Raw genomic sequence first — 21,915 nt, forward strand, 5'->3', positions numbered from 1 at the left:
CATCTAAAATTTAACTCCCTGCAAAAAGTGGGCATAATGCTCCGGTTTTTAATGCGCGCAACCAGCCAATGCAATGAAACCAGCGGCAAACATCTACTTGATCGGCCTGATGGGCGTGGGTAAAACCACCATAGGCAAACAGCTTGCTAAAGCCTTGCAATGGCCGTTCTACGACAGCGATAGAGTCATTGAGGAATGCACGGGGGTCGATATTCCCACTATCTTTTCTTACGAAGGTGAGGACGGCTTTCGGATGCGCGAGCAAACCGTGATTCGGCATTTATCGGCATTGCAAGGGATAGTGATGGCCACCGGCGGCGGTGCGGTGTTATTGCCGGAGAATCGTATGGCCATCAAGGAAAACGGTTTCGTCGTCTATTTGCACTGTTCGATAGACAAAATCCTGCATCGCACCAAACACGATACGCAACGTCCGCTATTGCGTACCGAAAATCCCAGACAACGCCTGCAAACCTTGTTGGCGCAGCGCGACCCGCTGTATACGGAATGTGCCGATTTTAAAATTGATTCCGGCGTACTGCCCACTAAAACCGTGGTTAAAACCATTTTGCAGCAATATCAGGCTGCCCTAGAAGATCATGAAAGAATTGCAAGTTGCACTAAATAACGACATAAGTTACCCGATTTACATCGGCGCCGGCCTGCTGGCTCAGCCGGAATTGTTGACCAGACATATTCGCGCCAAACAGGTGCTGATCGTTTCCAACGAGACTATCGCGCCACTGTATCTGACCAAATTACAGATAGCATTGGGCGACTATAAAGTCGAAACGGCCATCCTGCCGGACGGCGAGCAATACAAAACGTTGCAATATTTGGAGAAAGTCTTCGATCAATTGCTCGCCAAAAAATTTAGCCGCAATGCCACTTTGATTGCCTTGGGTGGCGGCGTGATCGGCGACATGGGCGGATTTGCGGCGGCCTGTTACCAACGCGGCATAGCCTTCATTCAGATTCCCACCACCTTATTAGCCCAAGTCGATTCCTCCGTCGGCGGCAAAACCGGTGTAAACCATCCGCTGGGTAAAAACATGATCGGGGCGTTTTACCAGCCGCAATGCGTGATTGCAGACGCCGATGTACTGGACACCTTGGACGACAGACAGCTGTCCGCCGGTTTGGCGGAAGTGATCAAATATGGCCTAATTCGCGACCCGGATTTTTTGCAATGGCTGGAAGCGAATATGCCGAAATTGCTGGCTCGCGACAAAGACGCCTTGGCTTATGCCATTGAGCGTTCCTGCATCAATAAAGCGGAAGTGGTTGGTGAAGACGAATTCGAATCCGGCGTGCGCGCTACTCTAAACTTGGGCCACACCTTCGGCCATGCTATCGAAACCGGCAGCGGCTACGGCCATTATTTGCACGGCGAAGCAGTGGCAATCGGCACTTGTTTTGCCGCCGATTTATCGCGGCGTCTGGGCTGGCTGAACGATGCCGACGTTAAGCGGATTATCGACGTTTTCCAGGCCGCCAAGCTACCCGTGACACCGCCTACGGAAATGACGACCGAACAATACGTGGATTTGATGGCGGTCGATAAAAAAAATGTCGACGGCAAAATCCGCGTGATTCTGTTGGAAGCGGTCGGCAAAGCCTCTCTCCCCGTCAACGTCGATCTGGCGCAATTGCAGGCAACTTTGAACGGCTATGCTGGATAACGACGACCTGACTTATAGTTACCAAAAACGCTCGGTGGCCAACAACGCCGAACGGACCTTGATTACGCTGGAGCGCTCGCAGAAACTGGATTTGCTGCTGCACTTGCTGGCCAATTTGCAGCAATCGCTGATCGTCTGCGGGCCGGAAGGCATCGGTAAAACCACCTTATTGGAAACTGTCCGGCAAAATCGCAAAGATATGTGGGAAGTCGTGTTGCTGCCGGCTTCACCAGACTCCAGCTTCGAAAGCCTGATCAACGATTTGTTGCGCGGCCTGAACATCGCCAAAGGTTCCGCTTTCGATTTAAGCGCACTGCGCGACAAATGCGCCAGACAAAAGGTAGTGCTGCTGATTGATGATGCCGGTAATTTAGTACCCGGCCTGATGACGATGCTGATCGAATTTGCCGACTCGCTACCGGGCTTGCGGCTGGTGTTGGCGATGAATCACGATCAATTCCACATCAAAAGCGGTACCGACAAATTGGTGGAGGAGTGCCATTTCATCGAACTGCCGCCGCTCAGCAAAAAACAATGTGGCGAATATTTACAAAATCTGTCGGCGCAACCGGGCGCAGTGGTCTCGTTTAACGCCATCAGCGACAGCCTGATCGAGGATTTATATCGCGCCAGCAACGGCATCCCCGGCAAAATACTCGCGCAATTGCCTAAATTCGCTCATTCCCAAAGTCATAAACGCAGCAAACTGGGCTTATGGCTGGCAATCGCCGGTGTGCTAGCCGGTGCCGGCTATGCGCTGAAATCTTTATTACCGCCGGATCTTGTCACCGGGCAAATCGCCGGCAACCTGCCTATTGCGGTTCCAACCGAAAGTGTCGACAAAGCTGCCACCGAAAACACAAGCGCTCCGCAGCCGACACCCACTCCGACAGTCGAAACCGTCCTGGCACCGCCGCAGATCGCTCCACCACCCGAGCCCAAAGCGCCGGAACCGTCACCGACAATCGTGTCTGCCGCCCTCAGCCCGGCAAACAATACAGTGGAGTCAAGCCGTGCACTGATCGAAGCCGAAGCGACCGGCCAAGCTCCGCTCCGCTCAGCCGACACCGAATCGATAAATAATTCAACAACACCCAGCCCGAAATTACCGAACAAACCATCGTCTGAGGCCATAAGCACGCAGCCAAGCACTCAGAGCATTGCTGCCGACAAACAGACGGCGCCCGCGAAAGGACCAAACCCTGAGCAAGCCAAGCCCGAGCAGCAAGCTGAAAAACCATCGCCAGCCAACGCTGCGCCGGCCGAGGAGATAGCGCCGGTTGCTGTACCAACCCCGGCTAAACCCGTCGAACACAAACCCGCCAAACCCGCCTTCGAAGGCAGCGATCAGGACTGGATCATGGCGCAACCAGCCAACAACTTCACGCTGCAAGTCATGGTACTGTCCACTAAAGATGCGGCACTACGTTTTCAAAAAAAATACGCCGATTACCGCGACGGCCTGAAGTTCTACCCCATCAAACAGGGCGAACAGGAAAAATACGTGGTAATTTACGGCTCTTTTCAATCTGCCGCCGAAGCGATACAGCTTAAAGCCGTTATGCCCGGCGAGTTTAAGCAGGCCATGGAAAAACGCTTCCGAGCCGTACAAAAAGAAAGCCGCCGCTGATTCTCATCCCAACCGAAACGAATGACCAACTTACAAAACGATTTATTTTTAAAAGCCCTGTTAAGACAGCCCGTCGACCGCACCCCCGTCTGGATGATGCGCCAAGCCGGACGTTATTTACCCGAGTACCGGGAAGTACGCACCAAGGCCGGCAGCTTCATGCAGCTCTGCACCAATCCGGAACTGGCCTGCGAAGTGACGCTGCAACCGCTGGAGCGTTTTAACTTCGACGCGGCCATCTTGTTTTCAGATATTTTGACCATCCCCGACGCCATGGGCTTGGGCCTGTCGTTTGCCGAAGGCGAAGGCCCGCAATTCGCCAACCCGGTCAGAACCGCCGCCGACATTGCCAAATTACCGATTCCCGATCCGGAAACCGAATTACGTTATGTGATCGACGCCGTGCGCTTGATCAAAACCAATCTGCACGGCAAGGTGCCCTTGATTGGCTTTTCCGGCAGTCCCTGGACGCTGGCGACTTACATGGTGGAAGGCAAAAGCAGTAAAAGCTTTCAAAAAGTGAAAAGCCTGATGTTCGAACAACCGCAACTGCTGCATCAAATGCTGGATAAGCTGGCGCAGTCGGTAGCCGCTTATTTGAATGCGCAAATTGCCGCCGGAGCCGATGCGGTGATGGTGTTCGATACCTGGGGCGGCATGCTCAGCCACGACGATTATCTGGAATTTTCGCTGCGCTATGCACGGCAAGTGCGCGAGCTATTGAACACTCGTCATGACGGCAAGCAAATCCCCACCATTTTGTTTACCAAAGGCGGCGGCCTGTGGCTGGAAGCGATGGCCGACACCGGCTACGACGCGCTGGGCCTGGACTGGCAAACCGACATCGGCCAGGCGCGCGCCCGCGTCGGCGACCGGGTAGCGTTGCAGGGCAATATGGACCCTATCACCTTGTACGCGCAACCGGAAGTGATTCGCGAGAAGGTAGGGAAAGTGCTGGAAGGTTTCGGTAACGGCTCAGGACATGTATTCAATCTGGGGCACGGCATTTTGCCGGATATTAATCCGGAACACGTCAAAGCCATGGTCGATGCGGTGCGGGAATTGAGCCCGCAATATCATCGCTAATAAGGGCGTTTATACTTGAGGGGAATGCCGCTAAGTTACGCCTACCTCTCCCTTGCACCCACAGGGCATAAAGGAGAGGGCTGGGGTGAGGGTTGTAAATAATTGATTTTAATCTCCCTCATCCTAAGCTTCTCCCGGCGGGAGAAGGAATTATCTACCTCAACTTTGCGGTATTGCTCCGGGATTAGAGGACCAATTGCGGAGTTTTACGATTCGCTGAATAATTTGCAGCCATCCAAATTTCCAGCATTTATCAATTTTTAACATTCTCGACATGTGGATTCAAAAACGCATCCAGCTCGCCGCGAAACCGCGTGGCTTTCATTTGATCACCCGGGAAATAGTCGGCCAGCTGGCCGAACTGGATAAAATTGAAATTGGCCTGGCCCATGTGTTTTTGCAACATACTTCGGCATCACTGGCCATCAACGAAAACGCGGATGCAGATGTACGCCGGGACCTGGAAAGTTATTTCTCCCGGGCGGTAGCGGAAAATGAACCATACTACCGCCACACGCTCGAAGGGCCGGACGATATGCCCGCCCATATCAAGACCGTTATATTGGGCAGTTCGCTAAGCATTCCGATCAGCGACGGCCAATTGGCCTTGGGAATTTGGCAAGGCATTTACCTATGCGAGCATCGCAATCGTGCCGGCAATCGCACCATCATCGTAACGCTACACGGCGAATAAAGAGGTATTTATGAACGCATCGAAATCAATCATGTTATTGCTGGCGGCTCTCAGCCAGAACCTATCCGCGGAAGAAGCCGGAAAGCCGCTGGAAATGACCGTCTATCGCAGCCCCACTTGCGGCTGCTGCGGTAAATGGCTGGAACATGCCAAACAAAACGGCTTTAAAATCAACGACGTGGTTAGCGATGACATGGAAACCATCAAAGCCCGTTTCGGTGTCCCTGAGAAGCTGGCGTCCTGCCATACTGCTGTCGTGGACGGGCACGTTATCGAAGGCCATGTGCCTGCTACCGATATTCAAAAGCTTTTGCAAAGCAAATCCAACATAGTCGGTATCGCCGCGCCGGGCATGCCGATGGGCAGCCCCGGCATGGAAATGGGCGGGCAGCAAGATGCGTACAAGGTGGTTTCCTTCGATAAGGAAGGTAAGTATGAAGTGTTTGCAGAGCATGGCAGCAAGCAATAATTCTGATTACCCGTTCTCGTCGCGCATTCACGTCCAAGAACTGCGGACAAATGCAGCGCCTTCCCCAATTGCCGCTTAGTTAGCTGCCGGCGCTTATGTATTTCTGGCAGCACATCGAATGACTAAGGCTCTCGTCACCGGTGCCGGCGGTTTTATCGGCGCGCACCTATGCCAAGCCTTGGTCAATCAGGGTTATACGGTCAGAACATGCAGCCGCGCGGGGAATGGTGAGAACAACATCGCTTTGGATTTGGCAGCACCGGGAGCTTGCCCCCCGGAGTTGTGCGCCGGCATAGACGCAATATTTCATCTGGCCGGCAAAGCCCACGCCTTGGCGGAAAGTCGTCAGGATGAGGCCGAATACCGGCAAATCAACACCGAAGGCACGCGCAAACTGCTGGAAGCCGCACAACAGGCCGGAGTGAAAACCTTTGTGTTCTTCAGTAGCGTCAAAGCCGTCAGCCAGACTAGCCGACAAGCCATGGATGAAACGGTCAACGCCCCCGCCTCAGATCCCTACGGTTTGTCCAAATACGAAGCCGAACAACTGGTGCTGAACGGCGGCTATGTCCCGCATCCTGTGGTGTTACGGCCCAGCATGGTCTACGGCGACACCTGGAAAGGCAATCTGCCGCGCATGATCCACGCAATTCGCCGCGGCATATTCCCGCCGCTACCGGAATCCGGTAACCAGCGCTCCATGGTGCATGTCGATGATGTGGTGGCATCAGCATTGTTGGCCGCAGAAAATCCCGAAGCAGCCGGGCAGGTCTATATCGTCACGGATCAACAAAACTACTCTACCCGGCAGATTTACGACGCGATCAGAGCCGCGCTCGGCAAGCCGCCTGTCGCCTGGTCGATACCGATGCCGTTGTTAACCAGTTTAGCCAAATTGGGCGATGGCTTTGGCCGGCTGACGGGGCGCCGCTTTCCCATCGATAGCGATAGCCTGGAAAAATTAACCGGTTCGGCGTGGTATTCGTCTGCTAAAATCGGCCGCGAATTGGGTTTTCAACCTCGCCAAACTCTCTGGAAAGCCCTGCCCGATATTATTCGCCATCTAAGTTAATCTAGCGTGCTACTGCTTTCTACTGTTACCTTGCTGCTCGCCGCCGTATTGACCGGCCTGATTCGCCGCTACGCCTTAACTTACAAGGTGCTGGACATTCCCAACCAACGCAGCTCACACAGCGTGCCAACCCCGCGCGGCGGCGGCTTGGCTATCGTGCTGGCCTTCAGCGTGGCGATGCTCTGGTTGTTTTTTGACCGGCAACTGACTGGCACTTCCCTGGCCTTGTTGGGCTCCACGCTATTGGTAGCCGCTATCGGCTTTTGTGACGATCACGGCGAAGTGGCCGCGCGCTGGCGTTTCTTGACGCATTTACTGGCGGCGATCATCGCCCTGGAATTGTTGGGCGGCCTTCCCGTGGTATTGGTCCCCGCGCCATTCGACGCTCTCTTCGGGCGCTTAAGCGTCAATCCAGGCTGGTTGGGCTACCCCTTCGGAGCACTGTTTTTGGTGTGGGCCTTAAATCTGTTCAATTTCATGGACGGTACCGACGGCATTGCCGCGTCGGAAGCGCTGTTTGTATCCTCGGCATTGGCGGGCTATCTGTTTTTTATCGACCAAAGCTTATGCGGTGTTGCCTTGAGTTTGGCGGCGGCTTGCGGCGGCTTTTTGCTGTGGAATTGGCCGAAAGCGAAAATCTTCATGGGCGATGTCGGCAGCGGCTTTATCGGGCTGTTGCTGGGTTTATTGATTTTACTGGCCGCACAACAGGCCGCCGTACTGCTGTATTGCGGGCTGATTTTATTCGGTGCGTTTATCGTGGATGCCAGCTATACCCTGGCTGTCAGAATGTTCAGCGGACAAAAATGGTACGCAGCGCATTGCTCGCATACCTATCAGCATGCAGCCAAGCGTTACGGGCATTTACCGGTGTTATTGGCAAGCTGGGTAATCAATTGCGGCTGGCTGCTGCCTATATCCCTATGGATATTCAAGCATGCCAGCCATGCTTTGGCCGGCGTTATCGTGGCTTATCTGCCCTTAATCTATCTGGCTTACCGGTTTAAAGCCGGCCAATCCGAGTGGGTTATTTCGTGACCTTAAGATTCCGCTCCCGCACCACCATTTTCTTACACGACCTGGCCATGATCCCGTTGGCCTGGTTCGGCGCTTACTGGCTACGCTTTAATCTGCAAAACATCCCGGACGAATTTTTTTATTCGGCCTTATTGTTCCTGCCTTGGGTCATAGCCATCCAAGTCAGTTTATTCTGGGTGTATGGTTTGTACCGCGGCGTTTGGCGGTTTTCCTCGCTGCCGGACCTGATCCGCATCGGCAAAGCGGTGTTGACCGGGATTTTTTTTATTGCCTCCGCCTTGTTTTTATACGACCGCCTGCACGGTGTACCGCGTTCGGTCGTCCCCCTTTACGTGCTGATCCTGTTTTCCTTGCTCAGCATTCCGCGTTTGGTATATCGCTTTTGGAAGGAACAGACGTTTGCCGAGCGCGTGGGTAAACGCGCCTTGATCGTCGGTGCCGGTTCCGCCGGCGAAATGCTGGTGAGAGATTTATTAGCCAATGTCGATAGCGATTATGTGCCGATAGTGTTCGTCGACGACAACCATGGCAAATACAAACGCGAAATTCGCGGCATCCGCGTCGCCGGCACGGTCGAGCAAATACCCGAATTGATTGAGCGCTGGAATATCGAAACAGTGCTGATTGCCGTGCCGTCGGCCAGCGATCAGCAAATGCGCCGGATCGTGGAAATCTGCGAAAACTGCTCGGTAGATTTTCAAACCCTACCCTCGGTCAAAGAATTGCTGAGCGGCGCAGTCACCACCGCCAATCTACGTAGCGTTTCCATCGAAGATATTCTGGGCCGCACGCCGGTGAAGCTGGATTGGCCCGGCATAAAAAACCATCTGCACGACAAAGTCATTTTGGTGACGGGCGGCGGCGGCTCGATAGGTTCCGAGCTTTGCAAGCAACTGGCGAGAGCCCAGCCGCGCAAGCTGATCGTATTCGATCAGTGCGAGTTTAATTTGTACAAAGTCAACGCCGACTTGAATCGGCTGTTTCCGGATTTATCGCACCAAGCCGTGTTAGGCGATGTCGCCGATCCCGTTGCGGTGCAGCAATTAATTGCCGGGCAAAAACCGGAAATCGTGTTTCACGCCGCCGCTTATAAACATGTGCCTTTGCTGGAAAATCAGATCCGCGAAGCGGTGCATAACAACCTGATCGGCACCAAGATCCTGGCGGAAGCGGCGATTGCCGCCGGCGTGGCGCGCTTTGTATTAATTTCCACCGATAAAGCCGTCAATCCGACCAACGTGATGGGCGCCACCAAGCGGGCGGCGGAAATCCTGTGCCAAAACCTGAATCAGACCGGCAACACCCGCTTTACCACGGTACGCTTCGGCAACGTGCTCGATTCGGCCGGTAGCGTGGTACCGCTGTTTAGAGAGCAAATCAAGGCCGGCGGCCCTATCACGGTAACGCATCCGGATATTACCCGCTACTTCATGACGATTCCGGAGGCCTGCCAGCTCATCATGCAAGCGGAAACCATAGGCCAGGGCGGCGAAGTGTTTGTATTGGATATGGGCGAACCGGTCAAAATTACTTACCTGGCGGAGCAGATGATCCGCCTGAGCGGCAAAGTTCCGAACAAAGACATTGCCATTAAGATTGTCGGTTTGCGGCCCGGCGAAAAACTCTACGAAGAATTATTCCACGATCAGGAACAATTAATGGCAACCAGCCATGCGAAATTGCGCCTGGCCAAAGCCCGACTCTACGACTCGGTGGAATGGGCTAAACAGATTGAGGATTTGCAGAAGCAGTGCAGGAGCTACGATAACCAACAGCTGTTGTCCGGTTTGAAGCAGTTGGTCCCCGAATTTACGAATACGCCGGCGGCTTAATAACAGCGCTAAAACTCACTCTCTCCAGGCAATGTCATTGAGCTAAGCGCCCTCTCCTGCAGAAGAAGGTAGAGGGATTAACTTATTAGAGATCAGCTATAGCCGGCCTATCCGATAGCAATACAGCTTTGTTTTCCGACTATCGTTCAGTTCGAGCACCGATTCGGGGTGGCTATCCGGTATCGGAAAAGAGGACGAGACAAACAAGCAGCCGGCCCGCATTTCCCGCCGGACTTTTTCGCCGATTTTCGCCATCACCAGCGGCGACAGAAACGCGAATACCACATCGAACTCGCGTAAATCCTGCTCCCAGAAACTGGATCGCCCGACCCGGACATTGGCCAGATTGCGGCAACGCCATGTTGCCAGCAGCCAGGGCAGCGGCGCTCGCTCCAAGGCCACCACAGCCATGTCCGGCCGGGCTTTTGCAAGCGGCACGACAACGGTAGCCAGACCGGCGCCAATATCGATAAACGCTTGCGCCCGTTCGCGGCTTACTATTTCGATCAGCGCCTGACTGACAGCGGAAGACGATAAGAACAACGGCACATCACCTTTCACTGTCCCCCAAAATAATAGGGTTAGCAGCAGCAATGTCAGCAGATACAGCCAAGCAGGCACTTGCCAGCTCAGCCCCACTAACACGGTCGGCAAAAATAGCAAATGAATCGGCAGCCACCAGACAGGCTGGCGAAAACCGCGCGAAAACAGTGCGGCCAAGCCGGCCTGAATAGCGACAGCTTGCAAAACGCTAATGGGCAGGGGGATCAGTGCGCGTAAGCCCATCACAGCGACACAGGCCATTAGCTGACTCAGCAGAGCCTTGAATAACTGCATTGCCGGACAGATTACAATTTAAGGAGTTCTTGAATATCGTCGCTCCCGCGCCGGCGGGAGCCCAGTTACTACAGAGGATGCGCTGCGCAAATTAACTACTCCCGGCTAATGCGCAGCGCCTTCCGCCCCTGTAATTTTGGTATTTTGCTGTATCGCGGGCGACATGGCCGGCAAACCGGGCACAGAGGTATCGCTGCTGCCGGGCTTATCTTCGGCGCCATCATGCAGCACCTGATTTTCGGTCTTTTTATTCATCACGACGATGGAAATCCGCCGATTCATCGGATCGTTAGGCACGTCGCCCTTGTAAGGAATACTGGATGCCAAGCCGACCACGCGCAGCACCTTGTCTTCACTGAGTCCGCCTTGGGTTAACTCTCGGCGCGCTACATTGGCCCGGTCGCTGGATAGCTCCCAGTTGGAATAACCGGTGCGATTGCTGGGAAACGGCAATGCATCGGTATGGCCGTTGATGGTGACTTTGTTCGGTAATTCATTGATCACCGGCGCCAATTCGCGCAGGATGGCTTGCGCATAGGTTTCGATACCGGAACTGGCCAGTTTGAACATCGGCCGATTTTGCGCATCGATAATCTGGATTTTCAAACCTTCCGGGGTGGTTTCCAGCTTGATCTGATCTTTATATTCCGCCAACTTGTCATTGGCTTTCAGCATGTCCTCGATTTTTTCCTGCAATTTTTCCAGCTTGAGTTTTTCCTGCTCTTCCGCCAGTTTTTCAATATCCTCAGGCGTTGGCTCGGCCGGGGTATTTTCCCCTTGATGCACTTGCCCCTCGTCTTGCGATTTCAAGTCCTGGCCGCCGGCCTGGATGATGCTGGTCCGGTCGCCGGAGCCCTCACCGGGGTTACTGACAATCGCGACGCCAAACGGGTTTTGGAAATATTCGGAAATGCCTTTTTTAGTTTTCTCGTCGGTGGAACCGAGTAACCACATCAACAGAAAGAAAGCCATCATCGCCGTCACGAAGTCGGCATAGGCAATTTTCCAGGCCCCGCCGTGGTGACCGCCGTGACCACCCTTTTTGATTTTCTTGATGATTATCGGTTGTTCGGCCATTGTCGTTTACCTTATTTGCCGGCTTTCAATTGTTCTTCCAGCTCGGTAAAGGTCGGCCTGGCATGATGAGGAATCGCGGTACGCATGAATTCCACCGTCATCGCCGGCGAAGTACCTTTCGCGCAATTCAGCAGGCCTTTTTGCGTGCATTTATAGGCGTTGCTTTCTTCTTCCAGCCGCGCTTCCATGACCGACGCTACCGGACCGATAAAGCCGTAGGACACCAAAATACCCAGGAAGGTACCGACCAGCGCCGCGGCGATCAGTTTGCCCAGTTCCGCCGGCGGAATACCCACCGATTCCATCGTATGTACCACCCCCATTACCGCCGCGACGATACCGAAAGCCGGCATGCCGTCACCGACTTTTTGCACGGCTTTGATCGGCTCGTTGCCTTCGGCGTGGTGTACTTCGATTTCCGCATCCATGATGTCTTCCAGTTGGTTGACATCAACCCCGGTCAGGATCAGCCTGAGCTTGTCGCAAATGAACTCCATCAGATGGTGATCGTGGACGATTTTTTCACCGAATATCGAGCTACCCTCCGGATCGTCCACCACTTTTTCCAGGGACAACAAACCTTCCTTGCGGGCCTTCTGACTCAGCGCGTTAAAGCTCATCAGCAGTTCCATGTAGTACTCCTTGGTGTAGGTACTACCTTTCAGCGTGGCGGTTCCGCCGGCCATCGCCGCTTTACTGGTGGCCAGCGAGTTACTGGCCAGGAAGGAACCGAAGGCGGCACCGACGATGATCAGCACCTCAACCGGCTGCCAAAGCACGCCCAGATGGCCGCCGGCCATCAAAAAGCCGCCCAATACACAGCCTAAAATAATCACATAACCAATGATTACAAACATGGTTGCCTCTAAAAAACTAAAAGTTAATTATAAAAATCAAACTTACCCTGGGTTCGCTACCTTTACCGGCTGCCATGTAAGTTGCCGGATAAGTCTAGGCTATGGTTTTCAAACTCTCAGGCTAAATGCTCAGTTTTTTTTAAAACCAGCTTGCTGATAGCCGGCAGCACCACAAAAGTACATGTCATGATCCAGAAAATGCCGATAGTGATGACCAAGCCCATGCTGGAGATGCCCTGATGCGGGGAAAATGCCAAACCAACAAAGCTGGAAATGGTGGTCAACGCGCCGTAGAACATGCCGCGCGCGGTACTGGATTGATAAATATTCTGATCCTCGGACAACGAATGATGCAGTTTTTCAACCATATGGATACCGTTATCGACACCCAGCCCCATTAATAAAGGCAAAGCGATAATATTGGCAAAATTGATCGGCGTGCCGGTAAACACGGTAGTTGCCATTGTGAACAAGCCGGCCAACACTAAGGGTGTCATCACCAACACAGTGTCGACGATACTGCGGCGTATGAACATCAACAGCAAGGCAATCGCCACCAGGGCAATGATGATGGCTTCCTGGAAGGCACCGATCACCGCTTTCATGGATTCCCAATACATGACCGGCAAATCGGTGGCATTGGGCGCTACGGCCTGTACGTCGGTGATGAAAGCCTGCAAGTTACCGAGATCGTTCAAATCTTCCTTTGGAAAAATCTGGATACGGTATAAACCGTCTTTACTCAACCAGCGTTCCTTGATTTCCGCCGGGATACTGGTCGGTACAATTTCCTCGGCATGGAAACCGATCAGAAGCTGGTTCATGACAGTGGGCAAAGTGCCGAGCAACGAGGTTTGAATCTTCTCGATAAACACGCCGCGGTCCGGCTGGAATCTGGCTTCCAATTCCACCATCACGTCTTGCAACTGCTGCTTAAAGGTTTGCAGGGATTTGATGTCTGCCGGATTGGTTTTTTTCGGCAAATTGGCATCAATCGCGGCGATCATCCGCTTGATGGCCGGCAACGGATCAGTACCGGTTTTCAATTGCGGGAAAAACTGGCTCTGCGGACCCAGCGTCAACACCATATCGTCGATGATACCCAATTTGCTTTCTTGATCGTCAGGCACAAAGTCGAACAAGCTGACGGTTTTGTCGACGGTTTTCAGACTCTCCAGCTTTTTCTGCGCCGCTCTGGCTTCGTCTTCGTTTTTCACCAAAACCGTCAAGGTCATCGGCGAAGTTTCGCGCTCTTTCATCAAGTCCTTGAAGGCAATCACCGACTCGGTATGCGGATCGCGCAGATTCAAGGGATTGAAATCGGTTTGCACCTGAAACACAAAGTACACGGCAACCACCGCGCCCAGCAAAGTCAACAAGGAAATCGGTTTGGCATAGTGCAAGGTATAGTGAGCCAACACATGGGTAAACTTCGATTCGCCGGGTTGCTCGCCATGTAATTGGTGCACGGGCGGATTCGGCAACACCTTAAGCAGCACCGGCAGCACAGTCAGCGTAATAAATAAGCAAATGAACAAGCTGGTACCGGCCAGCAAACCCAACTCGGAAATGCCTTGGTAGTCGGTGGGAATAAAGGCATACAAACCGATGGAGGTAGTGCCGGCGCACAAAATCAAAGACGGACTGGTCGCCAACAAGGCCGAACGGATTGCCTTGCCTTTGTCGCTGCCGTAGAGGTCCAGATTGTCGCGATAACGCAGGCAAAAATGGATCGCATACTCGACGCCCAAACCAATATTGGATACCGCGAAGGCCACAGAAATCAGATTGAGTTGTTTCACCGCCACGGAGGCGAACAATCCGCAAAACACCATGCCCAAAGCCAATGTCAGCAAGGTAGCCAGCATCAACAGCCAGGAACGGTAAGCAACCAGCAAAATGCCGCAGACCAATACGATGGAAAAAATGCTGGCGGTAAAAGTACCCTCACTCATGCCGGCCATTTCATCGTGTTCCAAACCGACTTCGCCGGTCACCCAGACCTTGACGGCCGGCATGTTGGGGTCTTGAATTTTGTCAGCAGCGTGCCGGATGACATTAATCGCCGGCTCTACCGGCAAAATTTGGGTGTAGTCGAATTTCGGCGTGACGAAGATAAAGGCTTTGTCCGATTGCTCTTCGCTGATCTTGTTTTCGGCAATCAGTTTTTGCCAGGACAGCAGGTCCGTTTCGCCGTTCAGGGTCTTATGCAGCGAGTTGCTGACCTTGTCGATTAAAGACATCAGATCGATGGGCACTTCTTCGGTTTTGGTTTCTGCATTCAGCGCATCTTCGAAGATCGAGAAAAAGCCATTCAGGCTGGGGTCCTGGGAGATGCGGCCGATAAACGGCTGGGCTTGCGCCAGCGTCACCGAAAAATCCTGCAACTTGTCGGTATCCAGATACAGCAGGCCATTGCGCTGAAAAAACGCATTTTCATCCGGCCGATAGACTTTGGTGAAATGTTCGGTATCCGCTCTAAGCTCCCGGCTCAAGCGTTGCGCAGCGGCCTTGGTCAACTCCGGACTGGAAGACTCGATCACCAGCAGCAAGGTATGGACTTCCTGGCCGAACTGCTGTTCGAATTTACGGCGGTTTTGCTGAAACGGCGCTTCCGGAGCGATCAGTTCCGCCGTATCGGTGTTGACGGTTAGATGGTTGCCGGTGTATTGCGCGGCCAGATAAGCCAAGATTACCGAAGCCAGTAACACTAACCCCGGCGAATACAGCAACCAGTTGCCCCATCGAAAGGCAATATTTCCCAAACGTTTTTCCAAGGACATGCTTAAGCGCTCACGACGGTGTTAATCAAGTACACGGTGTAACTGGCGTAAATGGCCAACAAGATGCCGCCTTCAACCCGATTGATGCGGCCTTGCTCGCCTTTTCTGGCGTATCCCAAAAAGAATAGCGACACCGTTAACAAGGCCATCAGCGGCCAATCGCGATTAACGATTTCCACTGGAATCGACATCGGCTGAATCACCCCGGCCAAACCCACCACCGCCAACGTGTTGAATAAATTGGAACCGATGATATTGCCCAAGGCCAGATCGTGCTCGCCTTTACGGGCGGCGGCAATCGACGACGCCAATTCAGGCAAGGAGGTACCGATGGCGACGATGGTCAAACCAATCACCAAATCGCTGACGCCCAAATCCTGGGCAATCGATACAGCTCCCCAAACCAATAAGCGGGAGCTGATCACCAATAACAGCAAACCGGAAACCAGCCAGATGACAGCCTGAGCGCAGGACATCGCATGCTCTTCCAATTCTTCAGCAACTTCTTCGCCTAACACGTCGGTCGTCTCGGCTGTTTTACTCATCCCTTGCCGGACCATCCAGGTCATCACGCCAACGAATACCGCCAGTTCCAGCACCGCATCCATCCGCGACAGATCGCCGTCGTATACCTGACCGAGCACAAACAGGGTCACGGCAAACAACACCGGCAGTTCTTTTTTAACGATTTGCGAATGGACGGTAATGGGACTGATCAAGGCCACCATCCCCAGAATCAAGGCAATATTGGTGATATTCGACCCGTAAGCATTGCCCAGCGCTATACCCGGATTGCCTTGCCAGGCCGACAAGGCGGACACGGACAACTCCGGCGCGGAGGTGCCGAAACCGATCACCACCATACCTATTAATAACGGCGACATGCCCAGAAAACGCGCTATCGCCGCAGCTCCTTCGACAAAAATATCGGCACTCCAAACCAACACAATCAGACCGATGACTATCATCAACAGTGGCAAAGCCATAACCTACCCTTAATTTTAAAGATCAAAAAACCGAAATACTGCCCTACGTGACGCCGAATGCTAATCCACCGTCCACTGCACCAAACCGCTGTAAGCACTGGCAATCACCACCACGCCAAACACAATCCGATACCAGGCAAAAATGATGAAATCGTGATGACTGATGTAACGCAGCAAACCTTTAACCGCCAGCAAGGCACTGATAAAAGCCGCGACTAATCCCACCGCGAACGACAGCGCATCGCTTTCGATATGCAGTAAGTCGCGGTGCTTGTATAAGTCGTACAGACTGGCAACGACCAAGGTGGGAATCGCCAAAAAGAAAGAAAACTCGGTAGACGCCTTACGCGACAAACCGAACAGCAAGCCGCCGATAATGGTCGCGCCGGAACGGGAGGTGCCGGGGATCAAGGCAAAAGCTTGGGCGATACCCAATTTCAAGGCATCCAGCGGACTGAGATCGTCAACATTATCGACCCGGATTTTATGCTCGCGTTTTTCCGCCCAGATAATCACGAACGCACCAATGATAAACGCCAACGCCACCGGCACCGGCTTGAACAGCGCGGCCTTGATATGTTTGCCAAACAACAAGCCCAGCGTCGCCAGCGGCATAAACGCAATCGCCAGATTCAACACAAATTTTTGTGCTTGCCTGTCGCTGGTCAATCCGCTCAATACCGAGCCGATCTTGGCCCGGTATTCCCAGCAAATCGCCAGGATCGCGCCTACCTGAATGACGATGGTAAACAGCTTGGCCTTGTCGTCATTAAAATTCAGCAAATCGCCGGCTAGAATTAAATGGCCGGTGCTGGAAATGGGGAGAAATTCGGTTAATCCTTCAACTACGCCGAGTATCAGGGATTTAATGATGAGGGTAATGTCCATTTTTTATCAGGCTCCGTACCAGTCAGGTACCAGGGTCGAAATCAGCATGTCGATGAAGTTGATGTAAACCAGTCGAATTTGGTAAGCCTATGAAAAAGCCATATAAGCGGGGCGGGATTATAGTCGAAATCTCAACCATTACGTAACTTTACGCTGTAAGGCACGGCAAATCCTGGCATTTATGACCGACATGCCTAGCAGCAATTTAGGTTTGGGCGTGCTTTGCATAGCGCTCGCCGGTCTGCCAGAATCGCCGGCAGTACAGGCACTGCCGTTGCAGTATTAATCCCGCTCAGTCTGGGAAGGTGTTTAATCATGGCCATTGCATATCCTCCACTGATAAGCGCTCTTTGCGATCCGGCATGTTTCCCGCATCCGGTCAAACGGGTCACCGTACTGGAAACCCATATTTCTTGGGTGTTGCTGGCTGGCCGCTATGCTTACAAGATTAAAAAACCGGTCGATCTGGGCTTTTTAGATTTCAGCCAACTTAGCCAGCGCCACTTTTACTGTCAGGAAGAAATTCGCTTGAATCGGCGTCTGGCACCCAGTATTTATCTAAAGGTGGCGGCTATTGGCGGGTGCCCCAAACAACCCCGAATCAACGTGGAGCCGGCGTTTGAATATGCGGTAAAAATGCGCCGCTTTGCAGCCGATAAGTTGATGGATACGTTACTGGCCCAAGCGGAAGTTACGCCAACGCATATCGACAGCTTGGCCGACACTATCGCCCGGTTTCATAGGGGCTTGGCGCCGGCGAGTCCGGACTCGAACTACGGCTCTCCGGCCACCATTGAAGCGCCGGCCCGGCAAAATTTTCAGCAATTGCTTGAGTTGATGAAACCCGAAGATGCCGCATTGATCAAGTCAATGCAAGATAACTGTCGGCAGGCATTTTTGGCGGCCGAAAACCTGTTTTCACAGCGGCAACAAGCCGGCTTTATTCGTGAATGCCACGGAGACCTGCATCTGGGCAATATCGTGCTGTTAAGAGGTCGGCCGGTCGCATTCGACGGTATCGAGTTTTCGCCGGAATTGCGCTGGATAGATACGATGAGCGATGCGGCATTCCTGATCATGGACTTGCTCCATCGCGGGCGCGCCGATCTGGCATATCGATTTTTGAATGGCTATGTGCAAATCAGCGGCGATTATGCCGGCCTCGGCGTGTTGCGTTTTTATGTCAGTTACCGGGCCGCGGTGCGCGCGAAGATTGCCGGGTTCAGGTTCGCGCAAACCGGCGCAGAATCGGCCAGACAAGCATGCCTAAGTTATTTACATTTGGCCGACAGCAGTTTAAGCCCGCGCAAACCAGCATTGCTTCTGACCCATGGCCTGCCAGGTTGCGGTAAAAGCGCGGTATCGCAATTACTATTGGAAAAACATCAGCTGATCCGCTTGCGTTCGGATGTCGAGAGAAAACGACTGTTTGGGTTAAGCGCCCTGCAAAAAAGCAGTTCGGCAATCGATGGCGGCATATACCATCCACAAGCCGGCCAAAAAACCTACCAACATTTGCTAGACCTAGCACAAACTCTGCTTAAATTCGGGTTCCCGGTTATTGTCGATGCCGCATTTTTGCAACACGCCCAACGCCGCCCGTTCCAGTTACTGGCACAAAGCCTGGGAATTCCTTTCGTCATTGTTTCGATACAGGCTAAGGACAAGGTGCTGCAGCAACGCATACAGCGTAGACAAGCACAAGGCGGCGACCCATCGGAAGCCGACTTGGGCGTATTGGACAAAGCCAAGACAGGCGCCGAAGCATTGCAAACCGAAGAGCTGCCGTACAAACTCGTATTGACCAACAATAGCGACGGTCTGGACGAAATCGATCAACAAGCAACTTGGCACGAGCTGGCGCGAACACTAGGATAAACCAAGCCAGACCGGCTTTTGCCGAAACTGACGCGGTAAAACTGCGCGCTTGGACAATATTAAATTCACGGTAAATTAGGCGGAGAGGGTTGGCATTTCCTACTGTCCACGATCTTTGTTAGAATCGCGGGTGATCGCTAGATAATTAAACCAATAAAAACCACCATTTGAGCCATGAATAAAAAGAAAATTATAATATTTGCCGTCTGTCTGGCAGGCCTGCTAGCCATTCAGATTAAGTTTTTCCTGCCGTTTATGTACGACATCGCCGCTTCCGATTTATTTTTGGTGGAAAGCAAGGACGCGGCTAACCCTATGTCCATTAGCACAGACATGACCGCTATGGCGTTCGCCCACTGCAACACCTACATCAAAAACGAAGCCGACGAAGATCAAAGCCTGTCATTTGCCAGCCAACCGACCAATGCCTGGACTCTCGGCAACTACGAATATATTGTCAATGCCGACGTGGAAATCAGCGGCAAAGACAGCCCCAACGTGATGCGTCACTACGCTTGCCGGATCCAATACGGCAAAGGCGACGACACCTCCGGAGCCAGCGATTTCGAAAATTGGTCCGTCGAAGGTGTAAGCGGATTGACCGACTAATCCGCATTCAGTTTGCTAGCACATCCCCTCCGACTATCGGAGGGTTTGTCTAAAACCGCTATGAATCACGTCACCGGTTAATACCTTTTGCTGTTGCAGACTTCGTTGGCAAACAGTTTGTCTGCAATGTAATCCAGCCAAACCCCTCTTTCGGGTTTTCCCGCTGCTACAAAGCCGCATGGCGGCAAGCAGATGACTTACGCTCGACTCCCTGAATCAACAAACTTATAAACCTAAGCCACTGCGCAGCACGCAGAATACCTGCCCTGAGTAAGCACATTTATCAAGAATTGAGATAAGCTTATCGCCAGCAGATAAACCGTGCACCCGCACACGCAAAGCCGCGCTGACCGTGACGCCGTTCGTTTCAAATCAAGTTCTTCGGTACCTACACATGCAAAAAACTCACTTAGCCCTGCTGTTCACCGGCCTTACGCTGACATCGTTCGCAATTGAAGCAGGCCCCGTGCAAGACGATTTCAGCACCTGGATCAGCAATACCTATCAAACCGATTTCGGCGGCAGCTCCTATTTAGCTTTTCTGGAATTGGCACCGCGCACCAAAACCGACAATACCTTGTTTAATCAAATTATTGTCCGTCCACTGCTCGGCTATAAGCTAACCAACAAATTGCAACTCTGGCTAGGTTATACCTGGCAGGGCGAATACAACGAGCAAACCGACTTTGAAATGGCCACTAACGATGCGATGCAGCAGGTGCAGTGGATAGACAACTGGACGCCACAACTGAATTTTCAGTACCGGTTTCGTCTCGAGCAACGCTTCTTTGCCCACGAAGGCGACGTCGGTCATCGCATGCGGCACCGCTTCCGTTTAGTCTATTCGATACCGGACAGCCAAGCTTATCTAATCGCGCTTGATGAGCTGTTTGTGTATTTCAATTCCATAGACGAGGGCCGGCTGGCGCGATCAGTGCAAACCGGTATCAACCAAAATCGCAGCTATGTCGGGGTGGGCTACAAAGTAACCAAAAATTTGAATGTCGATACCGGCTATCAATTGCAATACATCCATAACTATGGCTCGCCCGATGTAACCAATCACGTCTGGCTAACCAATATTAATGTCAATTTCTAAGTCAGAAAAAATGCGGGGATTTTTCGCTAACCCCAGCGAGGCTCTAAGACTGAGCTTAGGACTGACTCTATATGCAGCCCGACTGGGCTGCATATAGAATCCTCGGCTCTCAGCTAAAAAAGCTCAACCGGTTTTTCACTTCCACAGCAACCAAGGCATCGTAATGACGCCGCAATACCGAGTCCGTAGGACGCGGAAATAAAGTGGCTTCAATTTCGCTTTGCAGTTGCTCCAGGAAACTGGAGCTTGGCTCAGCGCTGTCCGTACCAAGAGATTGGCCGGTCAAAGTCGCTGGCGTTTGGCCTTTAGCGGAACGGAATAGTTTGCCGAAAAAGGAAAGTTCGCAACCCTGAGACGAGTATGCGCACGCAGCGACCAGGCCGCTCAGTATGAACAATACAATGGCTTCGAACATATCAACACCTCATGACTAATAAAGAATACCGGCCAAACCAGGTTGCAAAGTCAACCAGGCCTGTGCCGGCGACTCTTGCTTAGCAATTAGAATGCCACCACCAAAAACGCATAAGTCATTGTTAAATAATTAACAAATAATTTATCAGCATCTAAAACCCTGCCGTTTTCCCAACAATTTGTCGGTAATACGCCAAGGAGCATGACAGGCGAAGCGGCAAGCCGCGGTGTGGAATTAGATGTTTCCGGCAAAAGCCGGAATCCATGGTAACAATGACACTCTCGACTGCCCGAAAGCAGCGAGATTCGACGGCCGGATTAGTGGTTGGCTAACGCGGAGGCAAAATAATGAAAATGTTAGGCTTGAAATATCTCCCGACGTTTGGATGTTGGTTAACGGCAATCGCACTGTTGGTTTTTATTGAGCGCTTCAGTGCGCATTGGTACACATGGGATCGCTTTCTAATGAGTACCGCGCACGGCATTAGAAGTATCTTGCTGGATCGTTTTTTTGCAGCCATCACCTGGACTGGTTCGCTGTTCATTCTGGCCCCGATAACCGCAGTGCTAAGCGGTGTTCTGGTGAGAAACAGCCGTATCAAAGAGGCAGGGCTGATGGTCTTGAGCCTAACGGGTGCTGCCCTGTTCAGCCGTCTCGCCAAGCTTTGGTTTGCTCGCCCGCGGCCCGACTTTTTCCCCGTTGTGGGTGAAATCCCCTTGGACGCCTCCTTCCCTAGTGCCCACACCGCGCAAATCGTTGCCTTTGCTACGGCCTTATGCTGGATGTGCAAACCCGACAAACTGGAGCTTAACTTTTACGCTTTGACCGGGTTTACGCTATTGACGGTATCCCTGGTTGCCGTCTCACGAGTCTATCTGCAAGTTCATTTCCCCTCGGATGTACTAGCTGGCGCCTTACTGGGACTATTGTGGGTGCTGGGTTTAATTAATCTGCTGCAAAACGGCGGCATCTTCATCAGGTGA

At 52.6% G+C, this 21,915-nt stretch carries 20 protein-coding genes; 13 read left to right on the forward strand and 7 right to left on the reverse strand.

Translation table 11 applies throughout. The annotated features are described in order from the left end of the window. Positions 1-73 precede the first annotated feature (73 nt). The 9 genes from JWZ98_RS20925 to JWZ98_RS20965 all read left to right on the forward strand — a co-directional run bounded on the left by JWZ98_RS20925 (position 74) and on the right by JWZ98_RS20965 (position 9,503). Positions 74-628, forward strand: coding sequence for a shikimate kinase (locus JWZ98_RS20925; protein WP_205451610.1), 555 nt, complete (start codon positions 74-76; stop codon positions 626-628). Beyond that, entirely contained in the window at positions 600-1,682 is a 1,083-nt protein-coding gene (gene aroB / locus JWZ98_RS20930; RefSeq protein WP_205451612.1) for a 3-dehydroquinate synthase, read from the forward strand. The genes JWZ98_RS20925 and aroB overlap by 29 nt, the downstream gene beginning before the upstream one ends. Further along, positions 1,672-3,312, forward strand: coding sequence for an AAA family ATPase (locus JWZ98_RS20935; protein ID WP_205451614.1), 1,641 nt, complete (start codon positions 1,672-1,674; stop codon positions 3,310-3,312). Before aroB ends, JWZ98_RS20935 begins: the two co-directional genes overlap by 11 nt. A 21-nt stretch (positions 3,313-3,333) precedes the next feature. Further along, positions 3,334-4,398 (forward strand): uroporphyrinogen decarboxylase, encoded by a 1,065-nt coding sequence (gene hemE, locus JWZ98_RS20940; protein ID WP_205451616.1) that lies wholly within the window; start codon positions 3,334-3,336, stop codon positions 4,396-4,398. A gap of 274 nt (positions 4,399-4,672) precedes the next feature. Next, the gene (locus tag JWZ98_RS20945; protein ID WP_205451618.1) at positions 4,673-5,092 is read left to right on the forward strand and encodes a secondary thiamine-phosphate synthase enzyme YjbQ; all 420 of its coding nucleotides are present in this window, start codon (positions 4,673-4,675) and stop codon (positions 5,090-5,092) included. A 10-nt stretch (positions 5,093-5,102) separates the two neighbouring features. After that, positions 5,103-5,561 (forward strand): DUF411 domain-containing protein, encoded by a 459-nt coding sequence (locus tag JWZ98_RS20950; RefSeq protein ID WP_033158213.1) that lies wholly within the window; start codon positions 5,103-5,105, stop codon positions 5,559-5,561. 118 nt (positions 5,562-5,679) lie between these two features. Continuing rightward, complete coding sequence (locus tag JWZ98_RS20955; protein WP_205451620.1) at positions 5,680-6,633, forward strand: NAD-dependent epimerase/dehydratase family protein; 954 nt, start codon at positions 5,680-5,682, stop codon at positions 6,631-6,633. Between the two features lie 30 nt (positions 6,634-6,663). Then, a complete protein-coding gene (locus JWZ98_RS20960; protein WP_346015182.1) occupies positions 6,664-7,671 on the forward strand; it encodes a glycosyltransferase family 4 protein in 1,008 nt (335 codons plus the stop codon). Continuing rightward, positions 7,668-9,503, forward strand: coding sequence for a nucleoside-diphosphate sugar epimerase/dehydratase (locus tag JWZ98_RS20965; protein WP_205451623.1), 1,836 nt, complete (start codon positions 7,668-7,670; stop codon positions 9,501-9,503). Before JWZ98_RS20960 ends, JWZ98_RS20965 begins: the two co-directional genes overlap by 4 nt. Before the next feature lie 96 nt (positions 9,504-9,599). Here the strand turns inward: JWZ98_RS20965 and JWZ98_RS20970 are convergent, their stop codons facing one another. From JWZ98_RS20970 to JWZ98_RS20995, 6 genes are all read right to left on the reverse strand, one after another. Beyond that, positions 9,600-10,340: a hypothetical protein gene (locus JWZ98_RS20970; RefSeq protein WP_205451624.1), complete on the reverse strand. Its 741-nt coding sequence runs from the start codon at positions 10,338-10,340 to the stop codon at positions 9,600-9,602. A gap of 105 nt (positions 10,341-10,445) precedes the next feature. Beyond that, positions 10,446-11,417: a flagellar motor protein MotB gene (motB, locus tag JWZ98_RS20975; protein WP_205451625.1), complete on the reverse strand. Its 972-nt coding sequence runs from the start codon at positions 11,415-11,417 to the stop codon at positions 10,446-10,448. Between the two features lie 11 nt (positions 11,418-11,428). Further along, entirely contained in the window at positions 11,429-12,274 is an 846-nt protein-coding gene (gene motA, locus JWZ98_RS20980) for a flagellar motor stator protein MotA (RefSeq protein WP_033158218.1), read from the reverse strand. A 116-nt stretch (positions 12,275-12,390) separates the two neighbouring features. Then, positions 12,391-15,057: an MMPL family transporter gene (locus JWZ98_RS20985; RefSeq protein ID WP_205451626.1), complete on the reverse strand. Its 2,667-nt coding sequence runs from the start codon at positions 15,055-15,057 to the stop codon at positions 12,391-12,393. Between the two features lie 2 nt (positions 15,058-15,059). Beyond that, entirely contained in the window at positions 15,060-16,043 is a 984-nt protein-coding gene (locus JWZ98_RS20990) for a calcium/sodium antiporter (RefSeq protein WP_171696862.1), read from the reverse strand. Positions 16,044-16,103: 60 nt separating this feature from the next. After that, the gene (locus JWZ98_RS20995) at positions 16,104-16,931 is read right to left on the reverse strand and encodes an undecaprenyl-diphosphate phosphatase (RefSeq protein WP_033158221.1); all 828 of its coding nucleotides are present in this window, start codon (positions 16,929-16,931) and stop codon (positions 16,104-16,106) included. Positions 16,932-17,246: 315 nt separating this feature from the next. Between JWZ98_RS20995 and JWZ98_RS21000 the strand changes: the two genes are divergently transcribed. The 3 genes from JWZ98_RS21000 (at position 17,247) to JWZ98_RS21010 (ending at position 20,517) form a co-directional block, all read left to right on the forward strand. Then, positions 17,247-18,809: a bifunctional aminoglycoside phosphotransferase/ATP-binding protein gene (locus JWZ98_RS21000; protein WP_205451627.1), complete on the forward strand. Its 1,563-nt coding sequence runs from the start codon at positions 17,247-17,249 to the stop codon at positions 18,807-18,809. 174 nt (positions 18,810-18,983) lie between these two features. Continuing rightward, the gene (locus tag JWZ98_RS21005; protein ID WP_033158222.1) at positions 18,984-19,418 is read left to right on the forward strand and encodes a hypothetical protein; all 435 of its coding nucleotides are present in this window, start codon (positions 18,984-18,986) and stop codon (positions 19,416-19,418) included. 394 nt (positions 19,419-19,812) lie between these two features. Next, entirely contained in the window at positions 19,813-20,517 is a 705-nt protein-coding gene (locus tag JWZ98_RS21010) for a DUF2490 domain-containing protein (RefSeq protein WP_205451628.1), read from the forward strand. A gap of 109 nt (positions 20,518-20,626) precedes the next feature. On the opposite strand, the gene JWZ98_RS21015 is transcribed toward JWZ98_RS21010, so the two are convergent. Then, on the reverse strand, positions 20,627-20,932 hold the full coding sequence (locus tag JWZ98_RS21015) for a hypothetical protein (RefSeq protein ID WP_205451630.1): 306 nt from the start codon (positions 20,930-20,932) through the stop codon (positions 20,627-20,629). A 347-nt stretch (positions 20,933-21,279) separates the two neighbouring features. On the opposite strand from JWZ98_RS21015, the gene JWZ98_RS21020 reads away from it, so the two are divergent. Beyond that, positions 21,280-21,915, forward strand: a complete 636-nt coding sequence (locus tag JWZ98_RS21020) for a phosphatase PAP2 family protein (RefSeq protein WP_205451633.1) — start codon at positions 21,280-21,282, stop codon at positions 21,913-21,915.

Origin of the sequence: Methylomonas sp. EFPC1, assembly GCF_016925515.1 — a bacterium.
In the GTDB taxonomy this organism is placed as follows: Bacteria; Pseudomonadota; Gammaproteobacteria; order Methylococcales; family Methylomonadaceae; genus Methylomonas; species Methylomonas defluvii.